At 71.4% G+C, this 18,957-nt stretch carries 17 protein-coding genes and 1 pseudogene; 12 read left to right on the top strand and 6 right to left on the bottom strand.

From position 1 onward, the window contains the following. Nucleotides 1–153 precede the first annotated feature (153 nt). Nucleotides 154–1,014, top strand: coding sequence for a helix-turn-helix domain-containing protein (locus tag AC6F7H_RS29690; protein ID WP_500760447.1), 861 nt, complete (start codon nt 154–156; stop codon nt 1,012–1,014). A 9-nt stretch (nt 1,015–1,023) separates the two neighbouring features. Then, nucleotides 1,024–1,248 (top strand): DUF397 domain-containing protein, encoded by a 225-nt coding sequence (locus AC6F7H_RS29685; RefSeq protein ID WP_500760444.1) that lies wholly within the window; start codon nt 1,024–1,026, stop codon nt 1,246–1,248. A gap of 87 nt (nt 1,249–1,335) precedes the next feature. Here AC6F7H_RS29685 and AC6F7H_RS29680 read toward each other — a convergent pair whose 3' ends face one another. Then, nucleotides 1,336–2,463 carry an 8-amino-7-oxononanoate synthase gene (locus AC6F7H_RS29680; protein ID WP_500760442.1) on the bottom strand — a complete coding sequence of 376 codons (1,128 nt, stop codon included), beginning with the start codon at nt 2,461–2,463 and terminating at the stop codon, nt 1,336–1,338. A 299-nt stretch (nt 2,464–2,762) separates the two neighbouring features. On the opposite strand from AC6F7H_RS29680, the gene bioB reads away from it, so the two are divergent. From bioB to AC6F7H_RS29660, 4 genes are all read left to right on the top strand, one after another. Continuing rightward, a complete protein-coding gene (gene bioB, locus AC6F7H_RS29675) occupies nt 2,763–3,989 on the top strand; it encodes a biotin synthase BioB (protein ID WP_500760439.1) in 1,227 nt (408 codons plus the stop codon). Then, nucleotides 3,982–5,271, top strand: coding sequence for an adenosylmethionine--8-amino-7-oxononanoate transaminase (locus AC6F7H_RS29670; protein ID WP_500760437.1), 1,290 nt, complete (start codon nt 3,982–3,984; stop codon nt 5,269–5,271). The genes bioB and AC6F7H_RS29670 overlap by 8 nt, the downstream gene beginning before the upstream one ends. Nucleotide 5,272: 1 nt before the next feature. Then, nucleotides 5,273–6,004, top strand: coding sequence for a dethiobiotin synthase (gene bioD / locus AC6F7H_RS29665; RefSeq protein WP_500760434.1), 732 nt, complete (start codon nt 5,273–5,275; stop codon nt 6,002–6,004). Between the two features lie 122 nt (nt 6,005–6,126). Next, complete coding sequence (locus tag AC6F7H_RS29660) at nt 6,127–6,831, top strand: class I SAM-dependent methyltransferase (RefSeq protein WP_500760432.1); 705 nt, start codon at nt 6,127–6,129, stop codon at nt 6,829–6,831. Here the strand turns inward: AC6F7H_RS29660 and AC6F7H_RS29655 are convergent, their stop codons facing one another. Together AC6F7H_RS29655 and AC6F7H_RS29650 are read right to left on the bottom strand one after the other, a co-directional pair. Continuing rightward, the gene (locus AC6F7H_RS29655) at nt 6,832–7,206 is read right to left on the bottom strand and encodes a fic family toxin-antitoxin system, toxin component (RefSeq protein WP_279337238.1); all 375 of its coding nucleotides are present in this window, start codon (nt 7,204–7,206) and stop codon (nt 6,832–6,834) included. Nucleotides 7,207–7,210: 4 nt separating this feature from the next. After that, entirely contained in the window at nt 7,211–7,489 is a 279-nt protein-coding gene (locus AC6F7H_RS29650) for a toxin-antitoxin system HicB family antitoxin (RefSeq protein ID WP_500760430.1), read from the bottom strand. Between the two features lie 234 nt (nt 7,490–7,723). On the opposite strand from AC6F7H_RS29650, the gene AC6F7H_RS29645 reads away from it, so the two are divergent. From AC6F7H_RS29645 to AC6F7H_RS29635, 3 genes and pseudogenes are all read left to right on the top strand, one after another. Continuing rightward, a complete protein-coding gene (locus AC6F7H_RS29645) occupies nt 7,724–8,596 on the top strand; it encodes an ABC transporter ATP-binding protein (protein WP_500760428.1) in 873 nt (290 codons plus the stop codon). Between the two features lie 4 nt (nt 8,597–8,600). Continuing rightward, nucleotides 8,601–11,168, top strand: coding sequence for an ABC transporter permease (locus AC6F7H_RS29640; protein WP_500760426.1), 2,568 nt, complete (start codon nt 8,601–8,603; stop codon nt 11,166–11,168). A gap of 80 nt (nt 11,169–11,248) precedes the next feature. Next, nucleotides 11,249–11,461: pseudogene (locus AC6F7H_RS29635) on the top strand (GNAT family N-acetyltransferase); the annotation flags it as partial. Nucleotides 11,462–11,552: 91 nt separating this feature from the next. Here AC6F7H_RS29635 and AC6F7H_RS29630 read toward each other — a convergent pair. Further along, entirely contained in the window at nt 11,553–12,884 is a 1,332-nt protein-coding gene (locus AC6F7H_RS29630; protein WP_500760423.1) for an ATP-binding protein, read from the bottom strand. Nucleotides 12,885–12,986: 102 nt separating this feature from the next. Continuing rightward, a complete protein-coding gene (locus AC6F7H_RS29625) occupies nt 12,987–13,664 on the bottom strand; it encodes a response regulator transcription factor (RefSeq protein ID WP_500760420.1) in 678 nt (225 codons plus the stop codon). Nucleotides 13,665–13,952: 288 nt separating this feature from the next. On the opposite strand from AC6F7H_RS29625, the gene AC6F7H_RS29620 reads away from it, so the two are divergent. The 3 genes from AC6F7H_RS29620 to AC6F7H_RS29610 all read left to right on the top strand — a co-directional run bounded on the left by AC6F7H_RS29620 (nt 13,953) and on the right by AC6F7H_RS29610 (nt 17,351). Next, nucleotides 13,953–15,107 carry an AbrB family transcriptional regulator gene (locus AC6F7H_RS29620; RefSeq protein WP_500760418.1) on the top strand — a complete coding sequence of 385 codons (1,155 nt, stop codon included), beginning with the start codon at nt 13,953–13,955 and terminating at the stop codon, nt 15,105–15,107. A gap of 529 nt (nt 15,108–15,636) precedes the next feature. Next, nucleotides 15,637–16,173 carry a polysaccharide deacetylase family protein gene (locus AC6F7H_RS29615; RefSeq protein WP_500760415.1) on the top strand — a complete coding sequence of 179 codons (537 nt, stop codon included), beginning with the start codon at nt 15,637–15,639 and terminating at the stop codon, nt 16,171–16,173. Further along, entirely contained in the window at nt 16,173–17,351 is a 1,179-nt protein-coding gene (locus AC6F7H_RS29610) for a YncE family protein (protein WP_500760413.1), read from the top strand. The genes AC6F7H_RS29615 and AC6F7H_RS29610 overlap by 1 nt, the downstream gene beginning before the upstream one ends. A 436-nt stretch (nt 17,352–17,787) precedes the next feature. On the opposite strand, the gene AC6F7H_RS29605 is transcribed toward AC6F7H_RS29610, so the two are convergent. Then, nucleotides 17,788–18,423, bottom strand: a complete 636-nt coding sequence (locus AC6F7H_RS29605) for a DedA family protein (protein ID WP_500760411.1) — start codon at nt 18,421–18,423, stop codon at nt 17,788–17,790. Nucleotides 18,424–18,957: the final 534 nt, after the last annotated feature.

Below are 18,957 nucleotides of genomic sequence, written 5' to 3'. Positions count from 1 at the left end.
ACGGTCCCGCACTGATGCTTCGTCGCCAGAGTGCCATCACCGCAGGGTGTGGGCGACGATACGGCTGAGATATGCATATATCTGTCGCTCAAATCGGTGAACTCTGCAACAAGAGACCGTATGTGGGTGACTCATAGGCAGTAAGGGGGAACGATGCAGCACGGTCCCGCGGTACGCCGCCGGAAACTGGGCGCCGAACTGCGCTCGCTGCGCACGTCTGCGGGGCTCACGAGCGGCGAGGCGGCCCGCCTGGTGGGCTGGCACCAGTCGAAGGTGAGCCGGATCGAGACGGGCACGAGCGGGGTGAAACCGGCCGATGTGCGGTTACTCCTCGACGCCTACGGCCTGGCAAACCGTCAGCTGCGGGAGCTTCTGCTGGTGCTGGCGGGGTCCGACGACAGCGGTGGACGGCACCACTGGTGGCACGCGTACCGGGGGGTACTGCCGCCCACCTACCGGGACTTCATCAGCCTGGAGTCCCAGGCCAGTGCGATGCGCACCCTGGAGACCACGGTGGTTCCCGGGCTGCTGCAGACACCCGAGTACGCGCGGGCGGTGACCGAGGCCGCGCTGGAGGGCGCCTCGAAGGAACGGCTGGACACGCTGGTGGAAGTGCGGCTGGCCCGGCAGGACGTACTGCGGACGGAGCCGCCCCTGGAGCTGGCCGCGGTCCTGGACGAGGCGGTGCTGCGCCGGGAGGTCGGCGGTCCCGGCGTGATGACCCGACAGCTGAACCGGCTGGTGGAGGCGGCACGCCTTCCCCAGGTGCGGCTCCAGATCCTGCCGTTCACGGCAGGGGCGCACATCGGCGTCACCGGCCCTTTCGTAATCTTCTCATTTTCGCGCACTTCCGATCTGGATGTTGTAGTTCTCGACCACTTGACGAGTAGCCTCTATCTCGAGCGGAAAGAAGACCTCCGGGTGTACTCGGAGGCTTTCAACGCCCTTTCGATCCACGCCCTTTCGCCCGAGGACTCGTTGGATTTCATCGCCGGGACAGCTGCCGGCGCGTAAGGAGGCACGATGCCCGCACCGCCTCGGACCCTTCCCTCCAGCACCGACCTGCACGGTGTGCGGTGGCTGCGCAGCAGCTACAGCACGGGCGCGAACAACTGCGTCGAGACGGCCCGGCCGACCACCGGCCCAGGTGCCGGGCTGCTCGCCGTACGCGATTCCAAGGACCCGGCCGGGCCCGCGCTGCTCATCTCCCCCGGGAGCTGGGCGAAGTTCGTGGCCGCGGTCCGCTGACCGGTAGCACCACCGACCCGACCACCCGTCCGGCACCCCCAGCCGAGCCACCCGTCGTCGAGCGACCCACGGTCGTGCCCCGCCGACTCATGGCCGTGTCTCGCCGACCACCTGTACAGCGCGTTCGATCTCGGCCCCGGACAGGTCCGCGCGGGCGGTCAGTCTGAGCCGTGAGATGCCGTCGGGCACGGAGGGAGGGCGGAAGCAGCCCACGGACAGGCCGGCCGCCCGGCAGTCGGCCGCCCATCGCACGGCCTGCTCCGGGGACGGGGCCCGCACGGAGACGACCGCGGCGTCGGGGCGCACCGCGTGAAGACCCGCGGCCGTCAGCCGTCCGTGCAGTTCGCGCGCGACCTCGCCCGCCCGTGCGGCACGCCCGGGTTCCCGGCGCAGCAGCCGGAGCGCCGACAGCGCGGCGCCGACGGCCGCGGGGGCGAGGCCCGTGTCGAAGATGAACGTCCGGGCCACGTTGACGAGGTGGTCGACGACCCGTGCCGGGCCGAGCACCGCACCGCCCTGACTGCCGAGCGACTTGGAGAGCGTGACCGTCGCGACGACGTCGTCGGCGCCGGCGAGTCCGGCCGCGTGCGGGGCGCCGCGTCCGCCGTCGCCGAGCACCCCGAGGCCGTGGGCGTCGTCGAGCACCAGTCCCGCGCCGTGTTCCCGGCAGGCCGCGGCCAGCGCGGTGAGCGGGGCGGCGTCCCCGTCGACCGAGAAGACCGTGTCAGACACGGCGACGGCCGGCCCCCCGTGCCCGTCCAGCGCCTTGCGCACGGCGTCCGGGTCGGCGTGCGCCGCGACCCGCGTCCCGCCGCGGGCCAGCCGGCAGCCGTCGATCAGCGAGGCGTGGTTGCCCGCGTCGGACACGATCAGCGAGCCGTGCGGGGCCAGCGCGGTGACGGCGGCCAGGTTGGCCGCGTAGCCGGAGGAGAGGACGAGGGCCGCCTCGAAGCCGCAGAAGTCCGCCAGTTCGCGCTCCAGCGCGGTGTGCAGTTCGGTGGTGCCGGTGACGAGCCGGGACCCGGTGGCACCGCCGCCCCAGGTCCGCGCGGCCCGTGCCGCGCCCTCGGTGACCTCCGGATGGCGGGCCAGGCCCAGGTAGTCGTTGCTCGCCAGGTCGAGCAGCGGTGCGTCGGCGGCCCGCGGGCGCAGGGTCCGGACGAGTCCGGCCCGGCGCCGCAGCTCCGCCTGTTCGCCGATCCAACCGAACGCCATGGGTCCTCCGGGGCTTTGTAGGCACTGCGCAGACCCTAGCCCCCGAGGCAACCGCCCATGGTGTGGCAATATCCACACGTCAGTGCGTGTGGATTTGTGGAGACTCTCCTTGGCCCGAGACATTCCGTGGGACAGGATCGACTCTCGTGACTCCGCTCCCCGCCTGAGGAGGGGGCTTCCGACCCGAGGGTTGCGGTCCAGCCCGAACCGACCCCTTGCGGGACAAACGGAATCCACCACCGACTCAGGAAGCAATTCCTCCACCGGCCGAAGCCGGTGGTTCCCTCGCTAGGAGACCAATGGACCTGCTGAACACGCTGGTGGACAAGGGGCTGCGGCGCGAGACGCCGACCCGTGAGGAAGCGCTGGCCGTCCTCGGGACGTCCGACGACGACCTGCTCGACGTGGTGGCCGCGGCCGGGAAGGTGCGGCGGCACTGGTTCGGCCGACGGGTGAAACTCAACTACCTGGTCAACCTCAAGTCGGGCCTGTGCCCGGAGGACTGCTCCTACTGTTCCCAGCGGCTCGGTTCCAAGGCCGACATCCTCAAGTACACCTGGCTCAAGCCGGAGCAGGCATCGGAAGCGGCCGCGGCCGGGCTGGCGGGCGGCGCCAAGCGGGTGTGCCTGGTGGCCAGCGGCCGGGGCCCGACCGACCGTGACGTGGACCGGGTCTCCGACACCATCAAGGCGATCAAGGAAGGCAACGAGGGCGTCGAGGTGTGCGCCTGTCTCGGTCTGCTCTCCGACGGCCAGGCGGAGCGGCTGCGCGAGGCGGGGGCGGACGCCTACAACCACAACCTGAACACCTCCGAGGCCACCTACGGGGACATCACCACGACGCACACGTACGCCGACCGGGTGGACACCGTGCACAAGGCGCACGCGGCCGGCCTGTCCGCCTGCTCCGGGCTGATCGCCGGCATGGGTGAGAGCGACACTGATCTGGTCGACGTGGTGTTCTCGCTGCGCGAGCTGGACCCCGACTCGGTGCCGGTGAACTTCCTGATCCCGTTCGAGGGCACGCCGCTCGCCGAGGAGTGGAACCTCACCCCGCAGCGGTGCCTCAGGATCCTGGCGATGGTGCGGTTCGTGTGCCCGGACGTCGAGGTGCGGATCGCGGGCGGCCGGGAGGTGCACCTGCGCACGATGCAGCCGCTCGCGCTGCACCTGGCCAACTCGATCTTCCTCGGCGACTACCTCACCAGCGAGGGCCAGGCGGGGCGGGCCGACCTGGAAATGATCGCGGACGCCGGGTTCGAGGTGGAGGGCACCGACCAGGTGACCCTGCCCGAGCACCGGGCGGGCGGGTGCGGGTCGCACGACGGCGGCGGGGTCTGCGGTACGGCACCCGCGGGTGCGGGAGCGTGCGCGGGGACGTCGTCCTCCGGTGGGTGTGCGGAGACGGAGGCGCCCGCGGGTGTCGAGACGGCCGCGGAGGGGGCCGGCCGGGCCGACGGGCCGCGTACCGATCTCGTCGCGGTCCGCCGCCGGGGCGCCGGAACGGATCTCGCTCCCAATGCCTGAGCGGTCCGTGCCCGAGTTGCTCGAGCTGGACCGGCGGCACGTCTGGCATCCGTACGGGCCCATGCCGGGACGCGGGGAGCCACTGGTCGTGGAGTCGGCGACCGGGGTGCGGCTCAGGCTCGCCGACGGCTCGGGCGAGCTGGTCGACGGGATGGCGTCCTGGTGGTCGGCGATCCACGGCTACAACCACCCGGTGCTGAACGAGGCCGCGACCGACCAGCTCGGGCGGATGAGCCATGTGATGTTCGGCGGGCTCACCCACGAACCCGCCGTCCGGCTGGCGAAGCTCCTCGTCGACATGTCGCCCGACGGGCTGGAGCACGTCTTCCTCGCCGACTCCGGTTCGGTCTCCGTCGAGGTCGCCGTCAAGATGTGCCTGCAGTACTGGCGTTCGCTCGGACGGCCCGAGAAGCGGCGGCTGCTGACCTGGCGGGGCGGCTACCACGGGGACACCTGGCAGCCGATGTCGGTCTGCGATCCCGAGGGCGGGATGCACGAGCTGTGGACCGGGGTCCTGCCGGAGCAGGTGTTCGCCGAGGCCCCGCCCGCGGAGTACGAGGAGGCGTACGCCGACCACCTGCGGGAGCTGATCGGGCGGCACGCCGGGGAACTGGCTGCGGTGATAGTGGAGCCGGTGGTACAGGGCGCGGGCGGGATGCGCTTCCACTCCCCCGCGTACCTGCGGGTGCTGCGCGAGGCGTGCGACGCGCACGACGTGCTGCTGGTGTTCGACGAGATCGCGACCGGGTTCGGGCGCACCGGCGCGCTGTTCGCGGCGGAGCACGCGGCCGTGACCCCGGATGTGATGTGTGTCGGCAAGGCGCTGACCGGCGGCTACCTGACCATGGCGGCGACACTGTGCACCGCGCGGGTGGCCGAGGGCATCTCGCGCGGCGAGGTGCCGGTGCTGGCGCACGGTCCGACCTTCATGGGCAATCCGCTGGCGGCGGCCGTGGCCTGCGCCTCGATCGAGCTGCTGCTCGGACAGGACTGGCGCGCGGAGGTCAAGCGCATCGAATCGGGCCTGCGGGACGGGCTGAGCCCGGCGGCGGAGCTGCCGGGCGTCCGTGACGTGCGGGTCCTCGGCGCCATCGGCGTCGTCCAGCTCGATCACGCCGTGGACATGGAGGCGGCCACGCGGGCCGCGGTGCGCGAGGGTGTGTGGTTGCGGCCGTTCCGCGATCTGATCTACACCATGCCGCCGTACGTCACCGGTGACACGGACGTGGCCCGGATCGCACGCGCGGTGTGCGCTGCGGCTGCGGCCACTCAGGAAGGATGACATGCCGGTACTGGTGATCACGGGTACGGGTACCGAGGTCGGCAAGACGGTGGTGACGGCGGCGGTCGCCGCGACGGCGCTGGCGGCGGGCCGGTCGGTGGCCGTGCTGAAGGCGGCGCAGACGGGTGTGGCGCCGGACGAACCCGGAGACGCCGAGGAGATCACACGGCTCGCCGGTGCCGTCACGGCCGCCGAGATCGCCCGGTACCCGGACCCGTTGGCGCCCGCCACCGCCGCCCGCCGGGCCGGCCGGGCTCCGGTGCATCCGCACGACGTGGCCGAGGCGGCCGCCAAGCTGGCCACCGAGCACGACCTGGTGCTGGTGGAGGGCGCCGGCGGACTGCTCGTACGGTTCGACGCGGCCGGCGGGACGCTCGCGGACGCGGCGGCACTGCTGGCGGCGCCGGTGCTGGTGGTGGTGTCGGCGGGCCTGGGCACCCTGAACGTCGCGGAGCTGACGGCCTGCCACCTGCGCTCGCGCGGGCTCACCCCGGCGGGTGTGGTGATCGGCAGCTGGCCCGCCGAGCCCGATCTGGCCTCGCGCTGCAACCTGCAGGACCTGCCGGACGTGACGGGGGTCCCGCTGCTGGGCGCGGTGCCGGCCGGGGCGGCCGCCCTCGCCCCGGCCGGCTTCCGGGCCTCGGCACCGCACTGGCTGGCACCCCGGCTGGACGGCACCTGGGACGCGGAGGCGTTCCAGGTGCGGGAGGCACCCCGGGGGCAAAGGACGTGACGGAGCCCGGGACGAGGGACGCGAGGTGTCTTCACGGGGCACAATCGCGGTAAGGCCGGTCCTGGGGGCACAGTCCTCGTCCCCCCGGGCTTCTCGGCTTCCTCACGGCAGGAAGGCTCCCCATGTCCGCCGGCTCCGCGAAGGTGGCGCGGGATCCCGTGCACCATCCGTTGTTCGCCCGCTGCTACGCCCGGCTCAGTGTCACCGCGGAGACCCGCGGGGGCATGGCCGCGGTGCGCCGGAGGCTGCTCGACGGGCTGTCGGGCCGGGTGATCGAGGTCGGCGCCGGCAACGGCCTCAACTTCGCTCACTATCCGGGCACCGTCTCGGAGGTCGTCGCCGTCGAGCCGGAACGGGTACTGCGCCGACTGGCCGTGGAGGCCGCCTTGCGCGCCCGCGTCCCGGTGGATGTCGCGCCGGGTACGGCGGAGGCGCTGCCGGTCGAGAGCGAGGCGTTCGACGCGGCGGTGGTCTCCCTGGTGCTGTGCAGTGTGCGGGACCTGCCGCGGGCGCTCGCGGAACTCCGGCGGGTGCTGCGGCCGGGCGGTGAGGTGCGGTTCTTCGAGCACGGCCGGGGCGGCGGCCGGGTCATGCGCCTCACCCAGCGTGCCCTGGACCGGACGGTGTGGCCGCCGCTCGCCGGTGGCTGCCATGTGGCGCGCGACCCGGTGGGCGCGTTGCGGGAGGCGGGGTTCGAACTCGGCCCGTACCGGCGGACGCTGATGCCGGAGAGCGGCCCGAGGCTGCCGACGTCGTACTGCGTCCTGGGCACCGCGTGGCGACCGGTGACCGATGCGGTGGCCGGCGCGCCGACCGGCCGGAACTGATCACTCGCTCCAGCGGCGCAGCTCGGCGGCGATGTCGTCCACGGACGCCTCACCGTTCTTGACCAGCCGGGCCAGATCGCGCACCTGCTCCGGCGAGGTGACGACCTTCAGACCGCTGGCGACGAGGTAGGCGTACGCGACGGCGGAGGCGAACAGGGCGTTGGAGCGTTCCAGCGCGGGCACGTGGAGCAGCAGCTGGAGCAGCGCGGCGGCACGGGCCTGCGGGCTGCCGTAGACGGGGACGTCGAATATCTCGGCCTCGTGACGGGCGACGGCGGCAACAAGGGCTCCCCAGTCGGTGACCTGGGGGTCCCCCGGAGTCTGCCGTTCGGCGAGCATCAGCAGCCAGGCGAGGTCGATGCGCAGACCGTCCAAGGGATCAGCGGCGACCTTCGCGCGGGCCCTCGGGGTTCTTCTCCCCCGCTCTCGGCGTCGCCCGGGCGGGCACCGCCCCGTCGAACTCCTCGGCGAAGACGCTCTCGTACTGCTTCATGAAGTCGGCGGCGGCCTCCACGAAGGTGTGGCCGACCTCGCCGGCGTCCTGCCGGACCAGTTCCTCGATGTAGCGATTGACGCTCATCCCGCGGGCCAGTGCGCGCTCCCGCGCCGCTCGGGCGGTGCCCTCGTCCACGCGTACGTTCAGCCGGGTCTTCGCCATGCCTCGAAGCTAGCGCCGAGGTGCTAACACCGGCAAGGGCCGTCATGGAGCGTGCCCCTTACAGCGATATGGGGCGGTTTTGCGCCTGTGGGGGATATTTGGCGTGGAGCGGGTCACACTAGCCTCGGGCGCGGCAGGCACCTGGGCACGGTTCGATGCCCGCACGTACAGATCTCCGCCTGCCCACATGTCGGCATATTCACATCTCCACATCTCCAGACGGAGGAGGCGGCCTTGTCCACACCTGCTGCGGAGCACTCCCCCGGCCTCGCGTCGGCGGACGGAATCGCGGCCCGCGCGCGCGGCCTGACCAAGGCGTACGGATCCGGCGAGACGACCGTGCTCGCCCTGGACGCGGTGGACGTGGTCATCGCGCGCGGCCGGTTCACCGCGGTGATGGGACCCTCGGGGTCCGGGAAGTCGACACTGATGCACTGTCTGGCCGGACTCGACACCGTTTCGGCCGGACAGGTGTGGCTCGGCGACACCGAGATCACCGGGTTGAAGGACCGTGAGCTGACCCGCCTGCGCCGGGACCGGATCGGGTTCATGTTCCAGTCGTTCAATCTCATCCCGACTCTGAACGCGTTGGAGAACATCACCCTCCCGATGGACATCGCGGGCCAGAAGCCCGACGAGAAGTGGCTGGACCAGGTCATCGACACACTCGGCCTGCGGAACCGGCTGAAGCACCGGCCGGCCCAGCTCTCCGGCGGCCAGCAGCAGCGCGTGGCCTGTGCGCGGGCGCTGGCCTCCCGGCCCGAGCTGATCTTCGCGGACGAGCCGACCGGCAACCTCGACTCGCGCGCCGGTCTGGAGGTGCTCGGCTTCCTGCGCGAGGCCGTCGACCTGCTGAACCAGACCGTGGTGATGGTCACGCACGACCCGGGCGCCGCCTCCCACTCCGATCTGGTGCTGTTCCTGGCGGACGGCCGCATCGTCGACGAGATGCGGCGGCCCACGGCGGAGGCGGTGCTGGAGCGGATGAAGCGGTTCGACGCGCTCCGCGCCCAGAGCGACGACGGCGGCCTCGCTCCCGGCCTCACCTCCGGCCTCGCCGACGACGGGGCCGTGCGGCCCGACGAGTCGGTCCCCGGCAAGGGCTGAGACCGTGCTGAAGGCGACGCTCAGGAGTTTCCTCTCGCACAAGGGGCGACTGCTGCTGTCCGCGCTGGCCGTCGTCCTGTCCGTGGCGTTCGTCGCGGGCAGTCTGATCTTCTCCGACACCGTCGCCCACACCTTCGACCGGCTCTTCGCCTCCACCTCCGCCGACGTGACCGTGTCACCCCCGGACGACCTGGAAGCGGCTGTGCCCACCGGTCAGGTCCGGACCGTGCCGGCCTCGCTCGCCGAGCGGCTGGCCGGGATCGAGGGGGTCGAGTCCGCCCGCCCGGTCGTCAGGGTCGGGAACGTCACGGTCGTCGACAGCGACAACGAGCCGGTGGGACCGACGACCGGCGCACCGACGCGTGCGGTGGCCTGGTACGCCGACGAACACGGCGTCGCGGAGCTGGCCTCCGGCCGCGCCCCGCGCGGTGCCGGGGAGGCCGTGCTGGACGCGGACACCGCCGACGCCAGGGACGTGGCGATCGGCGACACCCTGTCGGTGCAGGCTCAGCCGGGCACCTTCCGCGTCAAGATCGTGGGGATCGCCGCCTTCACCACCCCCAACCCGGGCGCGGCCCTCATCTTCCTCGATCCCGAGGTCGCCGCCGTCGAGCTGCTGGGCTCGGCGGACCGGGCCACGAGCATCGCCGTCGAGGCGGCGCCGGGTGCGACCGCCGAGGAGGTCGACCACCGTGTCACCGAGGCGCTCGGCGCCGGCACCTACCGGGTGGAGACGGCCGACGAGCAGGCCGCGACGGCCACCGACGAGCTGGGCGATTTCCTCGCCGTGATCAAGTACGTGATGCTCGGCTTCGCCGGGATCGCCGTGCTCGTCGGCATCTTCCTGATCGTCAACACCTTCTCGATGCTGATCGCGCAGCGCACCCGCGAACTCGGGCTGCTGCGGGCGATCGGCGCCGACCGGCGGCAGGTGCGCCGGTCGGTGCTCACCGAGGCGGTGCTGCTCGGCCTGTTCGGCTCGACGCTGGGCATGGCGACCGGTATCGGGCTCGCCCACGGGCTGATCCGGCTGATGGGCGTCTTCGGCATGAACCTGAACGCCACAGAGATGGTCATCGGGTGGGGCACGCCCGTCACGGCGTACGTGGTCGGGGTCGGGGTCACCTTCGTGGCGGCGTACCTTCCGGCCCGCCGCGCGGCAGAGGTGTCCCCGATGGCCGCCCTCGCCGACGCCGAGGTCGCCGGGGTGGGTCGGCCGTTGCGGACCCGCGCGGTGGTGGGTTCCGTCGTCGGGGCGCTCGGCGCGGCCGCTCTGGTGGGCTGTGCCGTCTCCACCGAGACGGGGCCGGCGGCATCCCTGCTGGGGCTGGGCGTCGTGCTGACCCTGATCGCGGCCGTCGTCGCCGGTCCGTTGCTGGTGCGGCCGGTGATCCGGGTGCTGGGCGGGGCCTTCCCCGCCCTGTTCGGACCGGTCGGGAGGATGAGCCAGCGCAACGCCCTGCGCAATCCCCGCCGTACGGGTGCCACCGCCGCCGCACTGATGGTGGGACTCGCCCTGGTCTGCGGCATGTCGGTGGCCGGCACCTCCATGTCCCGCTCCTTCGACGAGCAGATCGACAGGACGCTGGGCGCCGATTTCGTCATCCAGAACGCCAACTTCCTGCCGTTCTCCCAGGAGGTCACCGACAAGGTGCGGGACACGGAGGGCGTGGGCGTCGTCGTACGGCAGCGGTTCACGCCGGTGGCGGTGCGGCTGCCGGACGGGAAGAGGATCGAGACGACCGCCGCCGGGTACGACCACCGGATCGACGACGTCGCCCGGCTCACCTACGCGAGCGGCGACACTGCGGCGGCACTGGCCGACGGCGGTATCGCCATGGACGCCGGATTCGCCGCGGACCACGGCGTCCGGACGGGCAGCAGGATCCCTGTCGAGTTCCCGGGCGGGCAGCGCACCGAGCTGACCGTGGGCGCCCTCACCGACATGGAGAGCGGTGAGGGCTTCGGCGTGCAGGGCGGACTGTTCCTCGGCATCGCGGCGGTCGAGAAGTACGTGCCCGGCGGGCAGGACTCCGCGCTGTACGTGAACGCCGCCGACGGCACGAGCGCGGATGAGCTCCGTGACCGGCTGGAGACCGCTCTCGACCCGTATCCGCAGGTCCAGGTACGGGACCAGGCCGATTACAAGGATCTGGTGCACGACCAGATCGCGGTCCTGCTGTACCTCGTCTACGCCCTCCTGGGGCTGGCGATCATCATCGCGGTGCTCGGCGTGGTCAACACCCTGGCGCTGTCGGTGGTGGAGCGCACCCGGGAGATCGGGCTGCTGCGGGCCATCGGGCTGGCCCGGCGGCAGCTGCGGCGCATGATCCGGCTGGAGTCGGTGGTGATCGCGGTGTTCGGCGCGGTGCTGGGTCTCGTGCTGGGGCTGGTGTGGGGCGTCTGCATGCACCAGGTGCTGGCACTGCGGGGCATGACCGCGCTCGCGATCCCCTGGGGCACGATCGTGGCGGTCGTCGTCGGTGCGGCGGTGATCGGCGTCGCCGCGGCGCTGCTGCCCGCCCTCCGCGCGTCGCGGATGAACGTCCTGGAGGCGATCGCGCACGAGTGACACGCGCGTGGGCTTTCGCGCCGGGCGTCCGGATCGTGGAATTCCGTGGCGCGGGCGGCGCGGCCTGCTGGGATCGGCATATGACCGAGTTGCGTACACAGGCCGCGACGCCCGAGGGCCTGGGCACCGTACCGGCCTTCTGGAAGGTCGCCGCCGAAGGCACGATCACCAGCGACGACCGGGTCGGCGTGGAGCGGCCGGGCACGCGCGCCCCCGAGGCGCTGCTCCTCGCCGAGAAGGGGGCGGAGCCCGTCGGCACCGTGCTCGCGGGCTTCGACGGGTCGAGGTGCCACTCCCCGCAGGGGAGATGAGAACTCGGGCGGCTGCGACACGAACTGACGTTGCCCTGGAAGATCACTGAAGGTGTTGGGGACTTCTGCGGATCTACGCCGATGGCAGGCGGACCACCAGCCGGGCGCCGCCGAGGCCGCCGTCGGTCGGTGGGGGGTCCTGGTCGGCGTAGGCGACACCGCCGTGAGCGGTGACGACCTTGCCGACGATGGCGAGGCCGAGTCCCGAGCCGCCGGCGTCGCGGGAGCGGGCCTCGTCCAGGCGCGTGAAGCGCTCGAAGACGCGGAGACGATCCGGCTCGGGGATGCCGGTGCCGTCGTCGCTGACGGTGAGTTCCACGGTGTTCCCGTGCTGGTCCAGCCTCACCCGCACATGGTGTGCCGCGTGTCGGCGGGCGTTGTCGAGCAGGTTGCGCACCACGCGGCGCAGTGCCTCCACGTCACCCCGTACCCGGCCGGCGGACACGCCGCGCGCGTCGATGGCAGCGGTGGAGAGGCCGCGTTGGTGCCGCACCTCGGCCAGCACCACCTCGTCCAGGTCGACCACCCGGCCCGAGGGACGCCGGGCCGCGGGATCCTCGCTGCGGGCCAGGGCCAGCAGCCCTTCGACCAGGTCGTGCAGGCGCAGGGTGTCCTCCAGGAGCTCGGCGGCGGTCTTCGGATCGCGCTCGGGATCGGAGTAGGCGGCCATGACCTCCAGCTGGGCCATGATGGCGGCGAGCGGACTGCGCAGTTCGTGGGCCGCGTCGGCGACGAAACGCCGCTGGGCGGCGGACGCCTGATCCAGGCGGCCCAGCATGTCGTTGAGGGTGGTGGCCAGCGCGTGCACCTCGTCCTGGGACTGGGGCAGGTCCAGGCGACGATGCAGGCCGGTGGCGCTGATCTCGGCGGCCTGGCGGCGCAGCGTCTCCACCGGGCGCAGAGTCCGTCCGGCGGTGAGCCAGATGGTCCAGGCGACCAGCGTGGTCAGCGCGGGCACCCCGACGGCCAGGCCGGCGACCAGACTGTCCAGGGTGCGTTCGGACTGCTCCAGGGAGACGGCGGCGATGATCGTGACCGGTGCGCCCTTCAACCGGGCCGGCCTCGCGGTCACGCGGAAGTCACCGCCGTCCCCGATGGGGAGGTCCGTGAGAGTCGCCGTGTGGCCGGCCCTGATCCGGGCGGGCAGCGGGTGCGGGAAGCCGCCGGCCTGGCCCGGGTGGATGTCGTAGTCGGAGCTGGAGACGACGTGCCCCGAGGAGTCGACGACCACGACGACGTCGACGTCGCTGCCATTGGAGGGGATGAGGTCGCGCAGCCGGTGGTCCCGAACCAGGGCGGAGACGTCGGAGACCCGCTGCTGGGCCGTGGCGTCCAGGTGACTCCATGTGGAGCGCCGCAGTCCGGCGAGGAGGCCGAGACCTGCCGCGATCACCGCCACCGCCACGACAGAGGTGGCCCACAGCGTGACGCGTGAGCGAAGGGTGAGCCGGCGATACCGTCGCGGCCACCATGCGAGCACCCGGATCAGACGGGAGCGGGCAGACACTCAGCCGCCCCGTTCGTCCAGCCGGTACCCCACACCGCGCACCGTCGCGATGGAGGAGCGGCCGTACGGGGTGTCGATCTTGCGGCGCAGGTAACCGACGTACACCTCGACGATGTTCGGATCGCCTTCGTACCAGGCGTCCCAGACCTGGGCGAGCAGCTCCGTCTTGCTCACTACGGCATCCGGATGACGCAACAGGTACTCCAGCAGTCCGAACTCGCGGGGAGTGAGTTCCAGGACGGTGTCACCGCGACCGCAGCGGTGGGCGCCGGGGTCCAGCCACAGATCGCCGGCGCGCAGCACGGCGGGGCGCTGGGGAGTGCGGCGCCGCATCAACGCGCGAACATGGGCCAGCAGCACGACGAAGGAGAACGGCTTGGTGAGGTAGTCGTCGGCGCCCAGGTCGAGCGCGTCGGCCTCGTCGTACTCGCCGTCCTTGGCGGTCAGGACCAGCACGGGAGTGGTGACGTCCTCGGTGCGCAGCGTGCGGCACACGTCGTAACCGTTGCGTCCCGGCAGCATGAGATCCAGGATGATCGCCGCGTAGTCACCGTACCGGGCCAGGCGCAGCGCGCTCTCGCCGTCGTACGCGATGTCGACGCCGAAGCCCTCGGCGCGCAGCCCTCGCTCCAGCGCGGCCGCGATATGCCGTTCGTCCTCGACCACCAGCACCCGCACGTGCCTCTCCTCCCAGGGGGCCGAACGGCCGCTCCGGGCCCTGGACAGGGGCGGCCGAACGGTGGTCTCCGCTGTCGAGTCTAGATGCAAAGCGCTGGTCAGCGTGCCGCTCTCAGCGTTCTCCCAGGTAAGGCTCAGCACGCGTTCAGGAGTTCTCAGCGGTCTCTCAGGAGGGTCCCCGCACAGTGGGGGAAGCGGCTCGCCGCGTGGGCACGGCGCCTGCGGGAGGAGCCACCCTCGACGAAAGGTGTCCCTGTGGCTTCGACTTCCGTGCGGCAACGAGAGCACGTGTCCACGACTCGCCCCTCCCTCCGTACCGCACAGAAGCCCGCACTCCAGATCCACGAATTCCGCTTCCCCCGTCCGGCCCCCGCGTGGCGCTGGGCCCTGATCGCGGTGGCCGGGTACGCCGCCGGTCTCGGGGCCTCCGCCGTCGGCGTACCCGCCCCGTTTCTGCTGTCTTCCCTCGTGCTCGGCGCGGTCCTTGCCCTGACGGGCAGGGTCCGGGGCCGGCTGCCCGGTCCGCTGAACCGTTCCTCACAGGCACTGGTCGGCGCCCTCATGGGCAGCTACCTCACGGCGTCCGCTCTGGCCGCGGCGGCCCCGGTCGCGCTGCCGCTGACGGCCGTGACCGCGGCCACCGTGGCGCTGAGTGTCGCGGTGGCCTGGTTTCTCGCCCAGCGGGGGAGCACCAGCAAACCCAGCGCTGTCCTCGGCATGGTTCCCGGCGGCTCGGCGGCCATCGTCAGCTGCGCCGACGAACTGAAGGCCGACGTGCGGCTGGTCGCCTTCATGCAGTACCTGCGGGTCGGTCTGGTGGCGACCATCACGCCCCTGGTCGCCCACTGGATCATGACGTCGCCCGGGCGGTCCGGGGGCCAGGCGTCACACGGCGGGCCGGCGCACTCCGGGTTCCCGCACCTCGTCGCCGGATCGAACCAGCTCACCGGCCTGCTGGTCCTCGTCGGCGTCTGCGCGGTCGGGGTCCTGGCAGGGCGGCGGCTGAGGCTGCCCACCCCTGCGCTGATCGGGCCCATGCTGCTCGCGCTGGTCGTGACCCTGAGCGGTGTGCTGCCCGGTTTCGCGCCGGCCGGACTCCTGCAGAACGCCGTCTTCGTCCTCGTCGGCCTGGACGTCGGCGTACGCTTCACGCGCGACACGCTCGTGCGGGTCAGGCGACTGCTGCCGTCGATCCTGGTCGGTATGGCGGCGGTCTGCGCGGGCTGCGCCGGGCTGGCGTGGATCTTCGCGAAGGCGACCGGCACTCCTGTCGTGGACGCCTACCTCGCCACCACGCCCGGAGGTATCAACGCGGTCCTGGCCACGGCCGTCTCCGGTCACGCGGACGTCGCGCTGATCTCCACGGTGCAGAGTCTGCGACTGCTGCTCGTGGTCCTGGTCACCCCCCTGATCATCCGCCGACTGGCGGTGAGCCGGGCGTAGCCCGGCGTCCTGACGCCGCCCCACCGGCGCCGAGCGGTGGACCTACACCACCAGCGGCGCCGTGGACTCCTCGCCCGCGGTTGTCCGCGGCACCGTCTACGTCGGTAGCAACGACGGCATCAACATGAACGACGCCACGGTGTTCGCCCTGGATGCCGCCAGCAGCGCTGGGTTCGGTCGACTGGCAACGATGATGTTCGTGGTGACGCTCCGTGGGAGACGTTCGCTGATCACCAGGTCAGCCTGGCACCACAGCGGAAGTATGGGGTGCACTCACGGCCGCGTGTGGAGACCTGGCCCGGGTCGATGGGGGGCGTGCCACCGGCTACGGCAGATGGGGGACCCCGAGGCCAAAGCCGCAAGGCCGACAATTGGTTCCATTAGCACCCGAATGGAACATTAATCTTAGGCACGGCGCGCCATTTACCTACTTTCCCGTGCGCAGCCATGGGTTTCATTGGATGTTTCATTACCTCTGTAGTGAAAACTTCAATACTTACATCCGGTTATTCCGCCTTACGGTGTGCACATGAACGGTCGCGAGACACCGGTGCACCGCCGCAGCGCCCTGTACTCGGGCGCCGGGGTGCTCCTGGCAGGTGTACTCACCGCAGGCTGTACGGACAACCGTGGCATCGCTCATGCTCCCCCTGCCCACGCCGGCCCGCCTCCCCGTGCGCGGAAGGTCCCGGGCGCCGTACGCCCCGCACCGGGGCCCCGCCGCTTCCCCGGCCGCCCGGTCCAGATCGAGTGCGGCCCTCGCAACCGCGCCCACGTCGCCCTCACCTTCCACGGCCGGGGCGACCCCGCCCTCGCCCGCACCGTCCTCGCCGAAGCCGAACGGGCCGGCTACCCGCACGTCCTCTCCTACGACGTGGACTCCCTCGACTTCACTTCTCCGGGCGTCGCCGCCGCCACCCGCAAGGTCGCCGGCGAACTGCGTGACGGGTCCGTGGTCAGCCTGCACTTCGGCTCCCCGGACGCGGTTGCCGCACTGCCCCTCCTGCTCACCGAAATCAGCCGGCGCCGACTGCGCGCGGTGACGACCACGGAGCTGCTGACCTGATGCTTCCCTCCCCGCGCATTACCGCCGCCCTGCTCGCGGGCGTACTCGTCGCCGCACTGACCGCCTGCGCCGGTGGCGAAGGCCGGCCCGTGCAGTCCCGCACCGAGGCCGCGACGCCGCCCGGGCCCGGGCGGGCCGAGCCCTCGCCTGGACTGCCCGGGATGCCGCCCGTGCTCGACCCGAAGGACATCTACGCGGCCGACCGGGCGGGAAAGTTCGCACCGGCGGTCAAAGATTTCCCGTCCCGGGTGTACGTCCCCAACACCGGCTCCCACACGGTGTCGGTGATCGACCCGTCGACGTACAAGGTCATCGAGACCATCCCCGTCGGCAACCAGCCTCAGCATGTCGTCCCGTCCTGGGACATGAAGACCCTCTGGGTCAACAACAACCTCGGCGACAGTCTCACGGCCATCGACCCGGCCACCGGGAAGACCGGCCGCACCGTGGAGGTCTCCGACCCGTACAACCTCTACTTCACCCCGAACGGCAAGTACGCCGTCGTCATGGCCTCGATGGACCGTGAACTGGTCTTCCGTGACCCGAAGACCATGGACCGGGCCAAGACCGTCCCGGTGAACTGCGCGGGCGTCAACCACGCCGACTTCACGGCGGACGGACGGTACTTCATCGTCTCCTGCGAGTTCTCCGGCGAACTCCTCAAGGTCGACACGGAGAAGATGAAGGTCGTAGGGCAGCAGAAGCTGCCGATGCAGGGCGCGATGCCGCAGGACGTCAAACTCTCGCCGGACGGCAGGACCTTCTACATCGCCGACATGATGGCGCACGGCATGTGGGTGCTCGACGCCGAGAAGTTCACCACCCCGAAACTGCTGCCCACCGGCAAGGGCTGCCACGGGCTCTACATCAGTCGCGACTCCAGGCGGATGTACGTCACCAACCGGAACGAGGGATCGGTCTCCGTCTTCGACTTCGCAGCCGACAAGCTGACCGAGAAGTGGCACCTGCCCGACGGCGGCAGCCCCGACATGGGCGGAGTGTCCGCGGACGGCAAGGTGCTGTGGCTGTCCGGGCGTTACGACGCCGAGGTGTACGCGATCGACACCACCAGCGGCAAGCAGCTGGCCAGGATCCCGGTCGGCAGCGGACCTCACGGGCTGGCCGTCTACCCGCAGCCCGGCCGCTACTCGCTCGGCCACACCGGCGTCTTCCGCTGACCACACCCCACGCCACCGCTCGCCGGGTCCCGCGCAGCGCGGGCCGCGGCAGGACGAGCAGCACCCCGCTTCCGGCCATCCCGGTCAGCGCGTGCCCCAGGGAGAAGGCGTGGCCGGCGGCGTGGTCCACCGGGGCCGGCAGTTGTGGGCGCGGCCGGGCCATCGCCGGTCTCAGCAGCGTCGAGGTCAGCGCCGCCGCGTTCATCGCGACCGCAGCCCACGCGGCCTGCCGGAAGGCCCGGTGCCGCAGCAGCACGACGACCACTGCGGCGACCGCCGGCCGCAGCGTCATCTGATCCCAGGCCACATCGGTCAGAAACCGCAGCACCCGCACGTACAGGGCATGGTCCGGTGCGGACGCGTGCAGCGCCGTCGCCGCGCTGACGTCGGCGTGCTGGACCCACTCGATGAACCCCATGCAGGCCCCGGCCGCCGGTCAGGACGCGCGGCGGGCACTGCGCCGCGCCTTCAGCAGCTCGATCGCGACCGGAAGGACGGAGACCACGACGATGCCGACGAGGATCGCCTCGATGTTGTTCTTGACGAAGGCGATCTGCCCGAGGAAGTAGCCGAGGACGGTGACGCCCGAGCCCCAGGCGATGCCGCCGATGATGTTGTAGACCACAAATGTGCGGTAGTTCATGCCGCTCACTCCGGCCACGATCGGCGTGAAGGTGCGCACGATGGGCACGAACCGGGCGAGCACGATCGAGCGCGGCCCGTACTTCTCGAAGAAGTCGTGGGCCTTGGCCACGTTCTCCTGCTTGAAGAACTTCGAGTCGGGGCGGCGGAACAGCGCGGGGCCGACCTTGCGGCCGAACAGGTACCCCACCTGGTCGCCGGCGATGGCCGCCGCCACGACCAGCGTGCAGACCAGCCACAGCGGCTGTGTGAGGTACTGCCGATCCGCCACGAGCAGGCCGGTGGTGAACAGCAGCGAGTCGCCGGGCAGGAAGAAGCCGATCAGCAGACCCGACTCGGCGAAGACGAGCGCCAGGATGCCCAGCAGGCCGAAGGCCGAGATCAGGTGGTCGGGGGCGAGCCAGGCGGGGCCGAGCGCGAGAGAGGTCATAGGGCGAGGACTCCTGGGACGGATGGGTGCGGCGCGGGTCGGTGAGAGTGGGGTGGGCGGCTACTCGACGGCGGCGGGGGCCAGCACGCCGGCGGTGACCCGCCGGCCGGGGCGACCGGACACCCACCATGCCGCATCGGCCGTCCCAGAACTCACCCTGAGAACCAGCTGATTCTCTGTCCACAGAACCCGGGGCTCGACAGAATCTGGGACTGGCCATCCTTCCAGTCCTCGTCCTCGAAGACATGGGGCCAGGTATCACAGCGGGGGTGCGATCCATCGTCATCGTGTGTCGCCAGACCATCTCCTGGTCCGACGCTCCCGCTACCCCGTGCCCCTGCACACGGCGAAACAGCCGGACCTCGACCATCCTCATACCGGCGGTCGGCGCCGCCCGAGGAACAGGGAGACGAAGCCGCCGACGAGTAACCGCAGGACGCACGCCATCGGCAGGGCCAGGAAGAGTTGCTCCTCCTGGCCCTGCCGATGACGGTGAGCAACCCGCGATGTCCACCCTCGGCACTGAATCCGTTC

It is taken from the genome of Streptomyces sp. MMS24-W38 (genome assembly GCF_059889265.1).
The sequence above is the reverse complement of the archived record's forward strand: the minus strand, read 5'-3'. Positions and strand labels throughout refer to the sequence as shown.